The organism is Pseudomonas sp. Fl4BN1, from assembly GCF_009908285.1.
Lineage (GTDB): Bacteria > Pseudomonadota > Gammaproteobacteria > Pseudomonadales > Pseudomonadaceae > Aquipseudomonas.
On sequence record NZ_JAAARM010000003.1, the window covers coordinates 181,481 to 193,638 of the forward strand.

At 63.1% G+C, this 12,158-nt stretch carries 12 protein-coding genes; 7 read left to right on the top strand and 5 right to left on the bottom strand.

Annotation, left to right across the window (positions count from 1 at the left end; genetic code table 11):
• Positions 1 to 101: 101 nt before the first annotated feature.
• Both GV818_RS04660 and GV818_RS04665 read right to left on the bottom strand, forming a co-directional pair.
• Positions 102 to 1,541, bottom strand: coding sequence for a nucleobase:cation symporter-2 family protein (locus tag GV818_RS04660; protein WP_161754955.1), 1,440 nt, complete (start codon positions 1,539 to 1,541; stop codon positions 102 to 104).
• A 199-nt stretch (positions 1,542 to 1,740) separates the two neighbouring features.
• Positions 1,741 to 2,640 carry a LysR family transcriptional regulator gene (locus GV818_RS04665; RefSeq protein WP_161754953.1) on the bottom strand — a complete coding sequence of 300 codons (900 nt, stop codon included), beginning with the start codon at positions 2,638 to 2,640 and terminating at the stop codon, positions 1,741 to 1,743.
• Positions 2,641 to 2,741: 101 nt separating this feature from the next.
• Between GV818_RS04665 and GV818_RS04670 the strand changes: the two genes are divergently transcribed.
• The 7 genes from GV818_RS04670 (at position 2,742) to chrA (ending at position 9,152) form a co-directional block, all read left to right on the top strand.
• Positions 2,742 to 3,836, top strand: a complete 1,095-nt coding sequence (locus GV818_RS04670) for a polyamine ABC transporter substrate-binding protein (RefSeq protein ID WP_161775911.1) — start codon at positions 2,742 to 2,744, stop codon at positions 3,834 to 3,836.
• A gap of 10 nt (positions 3,837 to 3,846) precedes the next feature.
• Positions 3,847 to 4,806 (top strand): agmatinase, encoded by a 960-nt coding sequence (gene speB, locus GV818_RS04675; protein ID WP_161754949.1) that lies wholly within the window; start codon positions 3,847 to 3,849, stop codon positions 4,804 to 4,806.
• Between the two features lie 195 nt (positions 4,807 to 5,001).
• Positions 5,002 to 5,718 carry a helix-turn-helix transcriptional regulator gene (locus GV818_RS04680; protein WP_161754946.1) on the top strand — a complete coding sequence of 239 codons (717 nt, stop codon included), beginning with the start codon at positions 5,002 to 5,004 and terminating at the stop codon, positions 5,716 to 5,718.
• Between the two features lie 52 nt (positions 5,719 to 5,770).
• On the top strand, positions 5,771 to 6,112 hold the full coding sequence (locus tag GV818_RS04685; protein ID WP_161775912.1) for a nuclear transport factor 2 family protein: 342 nt from the start codon (positions 5,771 to 5,773) through the stop codon (positions 6,110 to 6,112).
• A 70-nt stretch (positions 6,113 to 6,182) separates the two neighbouring features.
• Positions 6,183 to 7,310: a cell division protein ZapE gene (zapE, locus tag GV818_RS04690; RefSeq protein WP_161775913.1), complete on the top strand. Its 1,128-nt coding sequence runs from the start codon at positions 6,183 to 6,185 to the stop codon at positions 7,308 to 7,310.
• 157 nt (positions 7,311 to 7,467) lie between these two features.
• Positions 7,468 to 7,959, top strand: a complete 492-nt coding sequence (locus tag GV818_RS04695) for a GNAT family N-acetyltransferase (RefSeq protein ID WP_161754940.1) — start codon at positions 7,468 to 7,470, stop codon at positions 7,957 to 7,959.
• A complete protein-coding gene (gene chrA, locus GV818_RS04700) occupies positions 7,959 to 9,152 on the top strand; it encodes a chromate efflux transporter (RefSeq protein ID WP_161775914.1) in 1,194 nt (397 codons plus the stop codon). Before GV818_RS04695 ends, chrA begins: the two co-directional genes overlap by 1 nt.
• Here the strand turns inward: chrA and GV818_RS04705 are convergent.
• The 3 genes from GV818_RS04705 to GV818_RS04715 form a co-directional block, all read right to left on the bottom strand.
• Positions 9,149 to 10,576, bottom strand: coding sequence for a heavy metal sensor histidine kinase (locus GV818_RS04705; protein WP_161775915.1), 1,428 nt, complete (start codon positions 10,574 to 10,576; stop codon positions 9,149 to 9,151). The genes chrA and GV818_RS04705 overlap by 4 nt on opposite strands.
• Positions 10,573 to 11,247 (bottom strand): heavy metal response regulator transcription factor, encoded by a 675-nt coding sequence (locus GV818_RS04710; protein WP_161775916.1) that lies wholly within the window; start codon positions 11,245 to 11,247, stop codon positions 10,573 to 10,575. Before GV818_RS04710 ends, GV818_RS04705 begins: the two co-directional genes overlap by 4 nt.
• 397 nt (positions 11,248 to 11,644) lie before the next feature.
• Positions 11,645 to 11,869: a hypothetical protein gene (locus tag GV818_RS04715; RefSeq protein ID WP_161754931.1), complete on the bottom strand. Its 225-nt coding sequence runs from the start codon at positions 11,867 to 11,869 to the stop codon at positions 11,645 to 11,647.
• Between the last annotated feature and the right edge of the window lie 289 nt (positions 11,870 to 12,158).

Sequence of the window (12,158 nt, forward strand, 5' to 3'; positions counted from 1 at the left end):
CCAGGTTGCAATCAACCTGGGCGGTATGGCAACGCAGTCAGTGCGGTGATGTCACCGGTCAACCGATGTTGCGCCGCACGCAGCATAGACGCCAAGCAGCCTCAGGAGTTCGCCTTGGCACTCATGTCCGGGTCTTGCATGACCTTGAGGGTCGATGCTTCCGGATCGAACTCATCCTCTTCCAGCTCGAGAAATTCCTCCGGCAGGAAGATGTTCAGGAAGATCGCGCAGATGGCGCCGACGGTGATCGGCGATTCGAAGATGTTGTGCAGGGCCTTGGGCAGCTCGCGCAGCACTTCCGGCACCGCCGCCACGCCCAGGCCCATGCCTAGGGAGATGGCCACGATCAGCACGTTGCGCCGGTGCAGCCCGGCCTCGGCGAGGATCTTGATCCCGGCCACCGCCACGGTGCCGAACATGATCAGGGTGGCACCACCGAGTACCGGCTTGGGCATCAGTTGCAGCACCGCGCCGATCATCGGGAACAGCCCCAGCAGGACCAGCAGCCCGGCAATGAAGTAGGCGACGTAGCGGCTGGCCACGCCGGTCAGCTGAATCACCCCGTTGTTCTGGGCGAAGGTGACCATTGGCAAACTGTTGAACACCGCCGCCACTGCCGAGTTGAAACCGTCCGCCAGCAGGCCGGACTTGATGCGCTTGATGTACAGCGGGCCCTTGACTGGCTGTTGGGAAATCATCGAGTTGGCGGTCAGGTCGCCGGCGGCTTCCAGTGGCGAGATCAGGAAGATCACCGCCAGGGGAATGAAGGCGATGAGGTCAAAGGAGAAACCGTACTTGAACGGCACCGGCACGCTGACCAGAGGCACGTCCGGCAACGCCGCCATGTCCACCCGCCCCAGCAGCCAGGCCACTACGAAGCCCAGGGTCAGGCCGATGACGATCGAGCCGACGCGCAGCATCGGGTGATTGAAGCGGTTGAGCACCACGATGGTCAGCAGCACCAGTGCCGCCAGGCCCAGGTTGCTCGCAGCTCCAAGGTCGCTGGCGCCGTAGCCGCCGGCCATGTCGGTGACGGCCACCTTGATCAGCGACAGGCCCATCAGGGTGATGATGGTGCCGGTCACCACCGGGGTGATCAGCTTGCGCAGCTTGCCGATGAACTGGCTGAGGAACATCTCGATGAAGGCTGCGACAAAGCAGATGCCGAAGATCGTCGAGAGGATCTCGTTGGTGTCGCCGCCACGGCCCTTGACCATGAAACCGGCGCTGAGCAGTACGCTGATGAAGGAGAAACTGGTGCCTTGCACGCACAGCAGGCCAGAGCCGATAGGGCCCAGGCGCCGGGCCTGGACGAAGGTCCCCAGGCCGGAAACGAACAGCGCCATGCTGATCAGGTAGGGCAGTTCACTCTCAAGGCCGAGGACGCCGCCGAAGATCAGGGTCGGGCTGATGATGCCGACGAAGCTGGCCAGCACGTGCTGCAGCGCGGCGAAGATTGCGGCACTGAAGTGCGGGCGGTCGTTGAGGCCGTAGATCAGGTCAGACTTGTAGCGAGGAGGGGAGCGATCAGGTGTGGTCATGGGAAAAGGCCTGCCAGTGGCGTGTGGGTACAGCGGGGGCACACGCCGGAAAGTGGACGGGACTTGGGCCGCAAAAGCATGACGTCGGACAAGACTTGCGGACCCGGTCAGAAAAAAGGAGGCGCAGGATGCCAGAAAGGTGCCGCTGTCAGAAGGGCAAACAGGCGGAAAAGGTCAATGCAGGCCTCAAGAGCCCCGCTTAGTCTGGGACAAAGGCGCGCAGCAGGTCTTCCTCGAAGGCTTGCTGGGCCTCGCCCGGCACCTGGGCGCGGTGTCGGGCGAGGTAGAAGTCCACCTCGAAACTCAGTTGCGGCTGCCCCAGGGGCTTGAGTTGGCCGGCGTTCTCCCAGTTGCGGGCAAAATGGCTGGGCAGGTAGCCGATGTGCTGTCCAGAGAGGATGAAGGCCAGGGTGCCTTCCACCTGTTCGGCCCGGGCCGAGCAACGCTGGCCCTGGAACGGCTCGTCCGGACCGAGGAAACGGTAAGGATGGTCGACCCGGTCGGCATGCTGCAGGCTGCTCAGGTCCGGCTCCGCGGCGCTGAACAATGGATGGCCGACAGCGCAATACAGGTGCTGGGTCTCGCTGAACAGGCGGCGGTAATCAAAGGCCCGCTGGACCTTTGAGAAGTAACCGATGGCCAGGTCCAGGCGTTGCTGCAGGAGCAGGCGCTCCATTTCGCCGGGCATGGCACTGAGCAACTCGATCCGCACCGATTCATCGCGCTGGCGAAAGTCGCGGATCGCTGCCGCCACCTTCTGCAACACCGACTGGTCCAGGGCTTCGGACAGCCCCAGGCGCACCTCGCCGATCAAGCGTCCGGCAACACCGTTGGACTGATGGCGAAACACTTCGATGGATTGGAACAGCGGGCGGGTCGCGCTCAGCAACTGCTCGCCCTTGGGCGTCAGCTTGAAGCCGGCCTTGCCACGGCTGCACAGGCGGTAGCCGAGACGGGTCTCCAGGCGCGCCATTTGCTGGCTGATGCTGGACTGGCTCAGTCCCAATTCACCCTGGGCGGCGCTGAAGCCACCGCACTGCGCCACGCTGACGAACAGCCGTAACAGCTGCAGGTCCAGATCGTGCAATTGACCCAGCATCAAACATTACTCCCGGTGAATGTCAGCGTAACAAGCTTGGTATTTTTGTAATGTAACCATCCGGGCAAGCTGCCGCTACTTCCTCCTTGCAGGTGCCCGTCATGTGTCCGTTGCTGCGCTTGTGCCTTCCGTTGGCGATATTGGCCATGGCCCCGTCGTCACGGGCCGAAGAACCGCTGCTCAACCTTTACAGCTGGGCCGATTACGTGGCCCCGCAGACCCTGCAGCGGTTTACCGAAGAAACCGGTATTCAGGTGCGCTACGACACCTTCGACGCTCCGGAGGTGCTGGAAACCAAGCTGCTCACGGGTGGCAGCGGTTATGACGTGGTGGTGCCGTCTTCCAGCGTGCTGGCGCGAGGGTTGGCGGCCGGGGCGCTGCGGGAGATCCCCCGCGCCAGCCTCAAGGGTTACGCCAACCTTGATCCGGACCTGCTGGGCAAGCTGGCGGCAGTCGATCCCGGCAATCGCTACGGCGTGCCCTATACCTGGGGCACCCTGGGCTTGGGTATCAACGTCGAGGCGCTGCGTCAACGTCTGCCGGGCGTGCCGCTGGACAGCCTGGACCTGCTGTTCAAACCGCAATACGCCGAACGCCTCAAGGACTGCGGGATTGCCATTCTCGATTCGCCTCAGGAAGTCATCGGGCTGGCCCTGCATTACCTGGGCAAGGACCCCTACAGCACGGACAAAAACGACCTGGCCCAGGCCGAAGCGCTGTTGCGGCAGCTGCAGCCTGCAGTGCTCTATGTGGCCACCGGCCGACAGATCAATGACCTGGCCAACGGCAGCGTGTGCCTGGCGCTGACCTACAACGGCGATGCCAGCATGGCCGCTGACCAGGCGCGCAAGGCCGGCAAGCCGTTCGAGGTGGCTTACCGCATTCCCCAGAACGGCACCCTGGTCTGGCAAGACAACCTGGCGATCCCCAAGGATGCGCCGCACCCCGAGGCGGCCCGAGCCTTCATCGAGTTCATGCTGCGTCCGGAGTCGGTGGCGGCCCTGACCAACAGCCTGTTCTTCGCCAATGCCAACCAGGCGGCGACGCCCCTGGTTGACCCAGCGATCCGCAACGACCCAGACATTTACCCGGCTGCCCAGATGCGTGCCCGGCTGTACGCCGACCGCAGCATGAGCCTCAAGGACATGCGTCAGCGCACGCGTATCTGGAGCACCTTCCGTAGCCGCCAACCCTGAGGAAACACCCATGGATATCGCCGACCTCAACGATCAGGCCCTGACCCGCGACAGCCTGTACGGCACCCAGGCCGAAACCACCTACGCCGGCATCACCAGCTTCATGCGTCGGCGTTATAGCCGTGACCTGCGAGGTGTCGACCTGGTGGTCAGTGGCGTGCCCTTCGACACCGCCACCACCAACCGTCCCGGGGCGCGCTTCGGGCCGCGGGGGATCCGCGCAGCATCCGCTGGCATCGCCTGGGAACGCCATTGGCCCTGGGCCTTCGACCCCTTCGAACACCTGGCAGTGATCGACTATGGCGACTGCGCCTTTGACCATGGCACCCCGCAATCGGTGCCCGAGAGCATCGAGACCCATGCCCGGCGCATCCTCGACGCCGGCTGCGCGATGCTGACCCTGGGCGGTGATCACTTCATCAGCTACCCGCTGCTCAAGGCCCATCATCGCCGGCACGGTCCACTGGCGCTGATTCACTTCGATGCCCACAGCGACACCTGGCCCGACGAGGAAGGCCAGCGTATCGATCACGGCACCATGTTCTGGCACGCCGCCCGGGAGGGGCTGGTCGACCCGGCGCGCTCGGTGCAGATCGGCTTGCGCACCACCAACGATGACCATCAGGGCTTCCAGGTGCTGGATGCGCGCCAGGTTCATCGGCTTGGCTGCGAGGCGATTGCCGCGGCGATTCGCGAACGGGTCGGTGATCACCCGGTGTACCTGACCTTCGACATCGACTGCCTGGACCCGGCGTTCGCCCCGGGGACCGGCACCCCGGTCTGCGGCGGCTTGAGCACCACCCAGGCATTGGAGATTCTCGGCAGCTTGCGCGGGATCAACCTGGTGGGCATGGACCTGGTGGAGGTGGCACCGGCCTACGACCACGCCGAGATCACCTCCCTGGCGGGCGCCACCCTGGCCATGGAAATGCTCTGTCTCTACGCGGCCCGGCATAAGGTCGACGTCTGACCTTTGCCGTTTGCTTGCGCCGCTGCGCCAGGTCCGGAGGGCCTGGCTTGATGATCTTTCACCGAACCGCTGGCGGCCTTGGGCACGCCGCATCTCCTGGGGCATCCAGGCTAGGGCTGCGACAGGCCTCCTGACATTGTCTGTCAGGAGCCTCTGGTATCCTGCCTCGGTGTTTTTCCCGGGAGTTCACTCAAGGTGTCGCGAGCCAGTCGATTACTCACCCTGTTGCAGATGCTGCGAGGCAAGAGCCGCGCGGTCACTGCTGCAACATTGGCCCGGGAGCTGGAGGTCTCCGAACGCACCCTGTACCGCGACATTGCCGAGCTCACCTCCCTGGGGGCGCCGATCTACGGAGAGGCCGGGGTTGGCTATGTGCTGCGCAGCGGTTTGTTCTTGCCGCCGCTGATGCTCAATGCCGATGAAACCGAAGCCGTGGTCCTTGGCTTGCGCTACGTCGATCAGCGGGGCGACGAGGTGTTGAGCAAGGCTGCCGCCGATGCCATGGCCAAGATCGCCGCGGTGCTGGCACCGGCCGCCCAGGACGCCTTGCGCAATCCCACGCTGCTACCGGGGCCGTCAGGTTATGGCTTTCCGGACAATCCGGTGTCATTGAACGTGTTTCGCCTGGCGATCCGTCATCAGGCCAAGCTGCTGATCGACTATGCCGATGTCAACCAGACCCCCAGCCAGCGGCTGATCTGGCCCCTGGCCCTGGGCTTTCTCAACGAGGCCCGGGTGATAGTTGCCTGGTGCGAGCTGCGTGAAGATTACCGGACCTTTCGCACCGATCGCATCGCCGCCGCCGAGGAGCAGGATGTGGCCTATCCGGGGCGCCGCAGTGATTGGCTACGGGCCTGGCGCAAGCGCATGCAAGGGGATGCAGGCGGCCGTTTCACTGCTGACAAGAAATGACGTGACGGGGTCCTAACATGGCTCGCTCATCTACTCGCAAGGAGCTTGTTCCATGTTCACTACCGACCCTTCGCTGGCCCCGGCCATCATCGCTTATCTGGCGGCGACCAATACCGGGGACAGTTCAGTGGTAGCGTCGATCTTCGCCGACCAGGCGCAGCTTTTCGACGAGCGTGAATACCGCGTCGGGCCGCAGGAGATTGCCCGCTGGATGGACGACACCCGGAGCCGCTTGCGGCCCCGGCTGGAGATCGTCGGGGTTCAGCAGCGCACCGGCAAGGTGCTGCTGGATAATCTGATTTCCGGTGACTTTCCCGGCAGCCCCCAGGCCTTGCGCTACACCTTTCGCCTTGATGCCCAGGGCAAGATCGCGCGCCTGGATATCTCTCGCTGAGCGGTTCTGCCTGACTGCGCGTGCTTGCGGGGTGGCATACTGCGGCTCTTTGCCAGGAGGCCTGCCAGCCATGCCATTCGATTCACCCTTGAGCGCTTATCAGCAGGCACTGGAGCACGATGGTTTTGTCGCCGATGCAGCGCAGGCACGGGCGGTGCAAGCCTTGCAGCGCTGCCATGAAGCCCTGCACCAGGGAGGCACGCCGGTGCAGGGTGTGTACCTGTGGGGCTCGGTAGGGCGGGGCAAGACCTGGTTGATGGATCAGTTCTACCAGAGCCTCAGGGTGCCGGCGCGCCGCCAGCACTTTCACCACTTCATGGGCTGGGTGCACCAGCGTTCGTTCCAGCTGACCGGCACCGCCGACCCGCTGCGGGCCCTGGCCCGTGAGCTCGCTGAAGAGGTGCGGGTGCTGTGTTTCGATGAGTTGTTCGTCAACGACATCGGTGATGCAATCATTCTCGGCCGCCTGTTCCAGGTGATGTTCGAACAGGGCGTGGTCATGGTCTGCACCTCCAACCAGCCTCCCGAGCAACTCTATGCCGACGGCTTCAACCGTGAGCGCTTTGTTCCGGCGATCAACGCCATCCGCGAGCACATGCAGGTGCTGGCGGTGGACGGCGAGCAGGATCACCGCCTGCACCCCGGCGCTGTGGCGCAGCGCTATTGGCTCAGCGCCGAGGGGCAGCCCAGTGCCTTGGCGCTGCTGTTCGAGCAGTTGAGCGCAGGGCAGGCGGTGTCCAGCGAGCCACTGTTGCTTGGCTACCGCCCAGTGACCGTGGTCAAGGCCGCCGAGACGGTGATCTGGTGCCGTTTCGCCGATCTGTGCGAGCAACCGTTCTCGGCCATGGATTTCATGGCGCTGTGTGACCGGTTCCGCGCCATTCTCCTCAGTGAAGTGCCCAACCTCAGTGCCCAGCAACGCCCGGGGCGTATTGCCCGTGGCACCGAGGACGGTGTTCAGCGCGTGGCGGCGGGGGATCGTGAGCTGCCGCAACTGTCGATCCATGACGACGCGGTACGGCGCTTCATCGCCCTGGTGGATGAATGCTACGACCGCAAGGTACCGCTCTATCTGGAAGCGCAAGTGCCGATGGAGCAGCTGTACACCGAGGGTTACCTGGAGTTTCCCTTCCGCCGCACCCTCAGCCGCTTGCAGGAGATGCAACTGCAACGTTTCGGCCCAGCGCCGGGCGCCTGAGGGGGAAACCGTTCCAGTTGATCCGAGCGCTGAGCATTATTTAAGATTTTTCTGTGGTGAGTAGATGAAGAATCTTCGTTTGGTCAAATCCCTCAGCCTACAATCCAGGCTGCCTGAGCCCTGAGTGCTCACTTTCATGTGTTGATCGAGGATGAACATGGACGTTGCCGATGTCGTGGTTCTGCAAGCCAGTTACAGCAACCCGGTGCATGCCGAGGCCATAGGCGTACTGCTCAATCACTATGCCCAGGACCCCATGGGCGGGGGGCAGCCGCTGGCGGCGGACCTGCTTGGGCAGTTGCCGGCGGAACTGGCCAAGCGACCCCAGGCGTTCACGGTGCTGGCCTTTGCCGGTGGCCAGCCGGTGGGGCTGGTCAACTGCTTCGAGGGTTTCTCCACCTTTGCCTGCCGGCCCCTGGTGAATGTCCATGACGTGGTGGTGCTCGATAGCTTTCGCGGCCAGGGACTGAGCAAGCGGATGCTGCAGAAAGTCGAGGACATTGCCCGCCAGCGTGGCTGCTGCAAGATCACCCTGGAAGTGCTGGAGGGCAATACCCAGGCCCAGTCGGCCTATCAGGCCTGCGGTTTTGCCAGCGCCATGCTCGACCCCGCCCATGGCCGCATGTTGTTCTGGAGCAAGGCTTTGTAATGCCCGATGTCACATCCCCTGGAGAGGCCCCGCGTGCCACGGAGACACCCTGGCAGATCTTCCTGGTGTTTCTGCACCTGGGACTGACCTCGTTCGGCGGGCCGGTGGCGCACCTGGGGTATTTCCGCCAGGCATTCGTCCAGCGTCGGCACTGGCTGGGGGAGGCGGCGTATGCCGAGCTGGTCGCCCTGTGCCAGTTTCTGCCGGGGCCGGCCAGCAGCCAGGTCGGCATCGCCCTGGGCTTGGCTCGTGGCGGGGTGCCGGGGGCTCTGTGTGCCTGGGCCGGTTTCACCTTGCCCTCGGCGCTGGCCCTGACCCTGTTGGCCCTGGGACTGGGCTCCGGTGTTCCCCCGGGAGCGCTCAAGGGCCTGCAACTGGTAGCCGTGGCGGTAGTGGCCCAAGCCCTGTGGGGCATGGCCTGGAGCCTGTGCCGTGGTCCGCTGCGGATGGTCATCGCGTTGCTGGCTGCAGTCCTGGTGCTGCGTTGGCCGGGCCTGGGGGTGCAACTGGCGGTGATGGTGCTGGCGGCGCTGTTGGGGGCGCTGCTGATCAAGCCGGTGTTCGAGGCGCAGATCGAAGTCCGGGCTTCGGGCTCAAATCGTCGCCAGGGGATTGTGGCGCTGAGCCTGGCGTTGCTGTTACTGGTGCTTTTGCCCGGGCTGGCGCTGCTCTGGCCAAGCCAGCTGTTAAGCCTGTTCGATGGTTTCTATCGGGTTGGCGCCCTGGTGTTTGGCGGCGGTCATGTGGTGCTGCCACTGTTACAGGCTCAGGTGGTGGAGCCGGGTTGGGTCAGCAGCCAACTGTTTCTGGCCGGTTATGCCAGTGCCCAGGCGGTGCCGGGGCCATTGTTCAGCGTTGCGGCTTTTCTTGGCGCCGCCATTGATGGCTGGACGGGGGCGCTGGTCTGCCTGCTGGCGATTTTTCTACCGGGGCTGCTGCTGGTGATCGGGGTGGTGCCTTTTTGGCAGGTCCTGCGCCATCGCCAGGGTATTCAGGCCGCACTGGCCGGGGTCAATGCGGCGGTGGTCGGTTTGCTCGCGGCGGCGCTGTATCAGCCGCTGTGGAGCAGCAGCGTGACCGGCCCCCTGGAACTGGCGGCGGTGCTGCTGGCCTGGGCGCTGCTGCGCAGTGGCCGGGTGCCGCCTTGGGCCCTGGTGCTGCTGGGAGCGGCGCTGGGGGCCTGGCTGGCCTAGCTGTCATGCAGCGCCGGGTCGAGCTTGGGGAACACCAGGCAAAACTCGGTCAGTTCGTCCACTACGCTGCTGGCCTCGGCTCGCCCCTGATGCAAGCTCATGATCGAGCGGACAATCGCCAGTCCCAGCCCAGTGCCGCCTTCGGCCCGGGTGCGGCTGCTGTCGACCCGATAGAAACGCTCGAACAGGTGGGGCAGGTGGCAATCGGCGATGCCCGGCCCGGGATTGCTCACACTGAGGCTCACATTCTGCAACTGGTGCTCGACTCGCAGGCTGACCCGACCCCGGGGCGGGCTGTGACGGATGGCATTGGACAGCAGGTTGGAGATGGCCCGCTGGATCATCAGGCGATCGCCAAGGACCCAGGCGTCCCCCCTCAGCTGCAGTTCGAGCTGCTTGTCCTCGGCGCTCAGGGCAAACAGGTCCATGACTCGGCGCGCTTCTTCTCCCAGTGACACCCGGGTGAAGCGGGCCTGGGATGCGGGCTGGCTGACCTGGGCGAGGAACAGCATGTCGGCGACGATCCGCGTGACCCGCTCCAGTTCTTCGATGCTGGCTTCCAGCACCCCCTTGTATTCCTCCGGGGGGCGCTCCCGGGACAGGGTCACTTGGGCCTTGCCCATCAGGTTACTGATGGGCGAGCGCAGTTCATGGGCCAGGTCGTCGGAGAATTGCGACAACCGCTGCACGCCGCCATCCAGGCGGTGCAGCATGACATTGATGCCCTGGCCCAATTCCGCCAATTCCCGGGGCAGCTTGTCCAGGTTCAGGCGATGGGTCAGGTCCTGGGTGGTGACCTTCGCGGCGACCCGGGTGAACTGCTGCAGGGGCAGCAGGCCCCGTTGCACCAGCCACCAGGCGCCGATGCCGATCAACAGCAGCAACAGCGGCAAGGCGATGACCGTGGAGCGCAGGTAGGCGCTGAGCAGTGCTTGATCGTTGCTGCGGTCCAGGCTCAGCACCACCTGTACCTGTTCGCCATTGCGCAGGTTCATTTGTCGGGAGGCGCTGAGCAGTTGCTCGCCGCGACTGTCGCGCCAATCGAAGTAGCCGTCTGCGGCCGTCGCTCGCAGGGCTTCGGGCAGGGGCTGTTGGTCGCTGCCGCCGACATTCAGCAAGGGTTCGGCTCGCGGGTCGTTGCCCAGGATGCTCAGTTGCAGGTTGTCGTGGCCCATCACCAGGTCCAGCAGGGAATGAGGGCGGGCCGCTAGATCGCTGCTCTTGAGGTCGCTGGTGAGGCTGTGCTGGATCTGCTCCAGCTTGCTCTCCAGGCCCTTGCGCGCCAGGTTGTCCAACTCGTGGTTCAGGGCCAGGTAGGCCAGGGTCGCCAGCAGCAGCACCAGTGCTGCGCCCATCAGGCTGACGGTCAGCCCCAGGCGCATCGACAGGCTGTTATTGGGGGCTGGCGGAGGGCGCGAATTCATTGGCGTACTTCCAGCACATAACCGACGCCACGCAGGGTGTGGATCAGTTTGACTTCGCTGGCGTCATCGATCTTTGCCCGTAAGCGACTAATGGAAACTTCCACCACATTGGTGTCGCAATCGAAGTTCATGTCCCAGACCAGGGAAATGATTTGCGTGCGGGTCAGCACCTCCCCCGAGTGGCGCATCAATACATGCAGCAGGGTGAACTCCTTGGTGGTCAGGTCAATACGCCGGTCACCGCGATAGGCCCGGTGACGCCGCGGATCAAGTTGCAAGTCGGCAACTTGCAAGACTTGCGGTTGGGCTACGGGCTCACTACGGCGCATCAAGGTGCGGACTCGGGCCAGCAACTCGGGAAATTGAAAAGGCTTGACCAGATAATCATCTGCGCCCATATCCAGTCCCTTGACCTTGTCTTCCAGGCGTCCTCGAGCGGTGAGCATCATGACCCGCGCGGGATGTTGCCGGTGCATATGTTGCAATACTTGCCAGCCATCCTTGCCGGGCAGGTTGATATCCAGAATCACCAATTCGTAGGGCTGCTGTTCAACCAGGTGCAATCCATCCACGCCATTGTTGGCGCGGTCGACGATATAACCACTTTCGGTCAATCCCTGGTGCAGGTAGTCCGCGGTTTTCGGCTCATCTTCAATCACCAGAATGCGCATTGTCATGTCCTCTTGAAAATCGTCAGGGGGGATCCAATGACTCGATGCTGAAGCCTAAAGTAGCTACAGGGTCAATAAATTAACTTAAATAATTCAAATAATTAGAAGACTTCCGATAGTCGGCGAGCTGCTGGGGGGACCACCGGTAGCGGCTGTTTTCAGGCAAGGGGGCATGCCAGGAAGTCGTGAGGCTCATGTTTTGAATGCTGTCACGCTGCGGCATGTTAATTGAACTGAAATAGCCAAGGCCGTGAATGACAGAGTTGTAATGTCTTGGTCATCGGCTTGAAAGAATGCTGCTGGGAAGTATTAAAAAAAGGCGCCCGCAAGGGCGCCAAACATCCATCTCTGCCAAAGGAGCACAGTGTTCAGAGTGGGACTTGCTTAAATCGCGGGATCAGGCGTCAGGCTGTTTTTGCTTGGCGTCCGATGCGGAATATGGCGAGACGGGTTTCTGCTTGTCAGCCTGTGCGGTGTTCTCGGTTTTATCGCCGTGAACCTGTTGTTGGCTGACACGGAAGTTCTCGTAAAACTGTTGCACACGTTCGGAACCGCCTTCGGCAAAGGCGGCGCTGGAGCCCGCCAGGATCAAGCCACTGAGTACAAGAGTTGAAAGTTTCATGCTGCGTTTCCTGCTTAAGAGTGTTCGGTACTTGCTTCGTCACTGCTCAACAAGTGAGGAGCAAAGTTTCACCGAAGTCTATTAACTGAGGGTTAACGTCAGCCTGAATCGAAGATTACATTTTTGACATCATGTGTCGGCACGACATTTTTGCACGAACCGCCGGGTGGAGTTTTCTGCTTGCGCAGTGGCTTTGACTGCGCAGCAAGGCGCTGGCACCGGTTCGTCAGCAAGCGGGCTGCCATGAGGAGGGGAAGGGGGAGGCAGAACGAATCGGGGGCCATTGCGG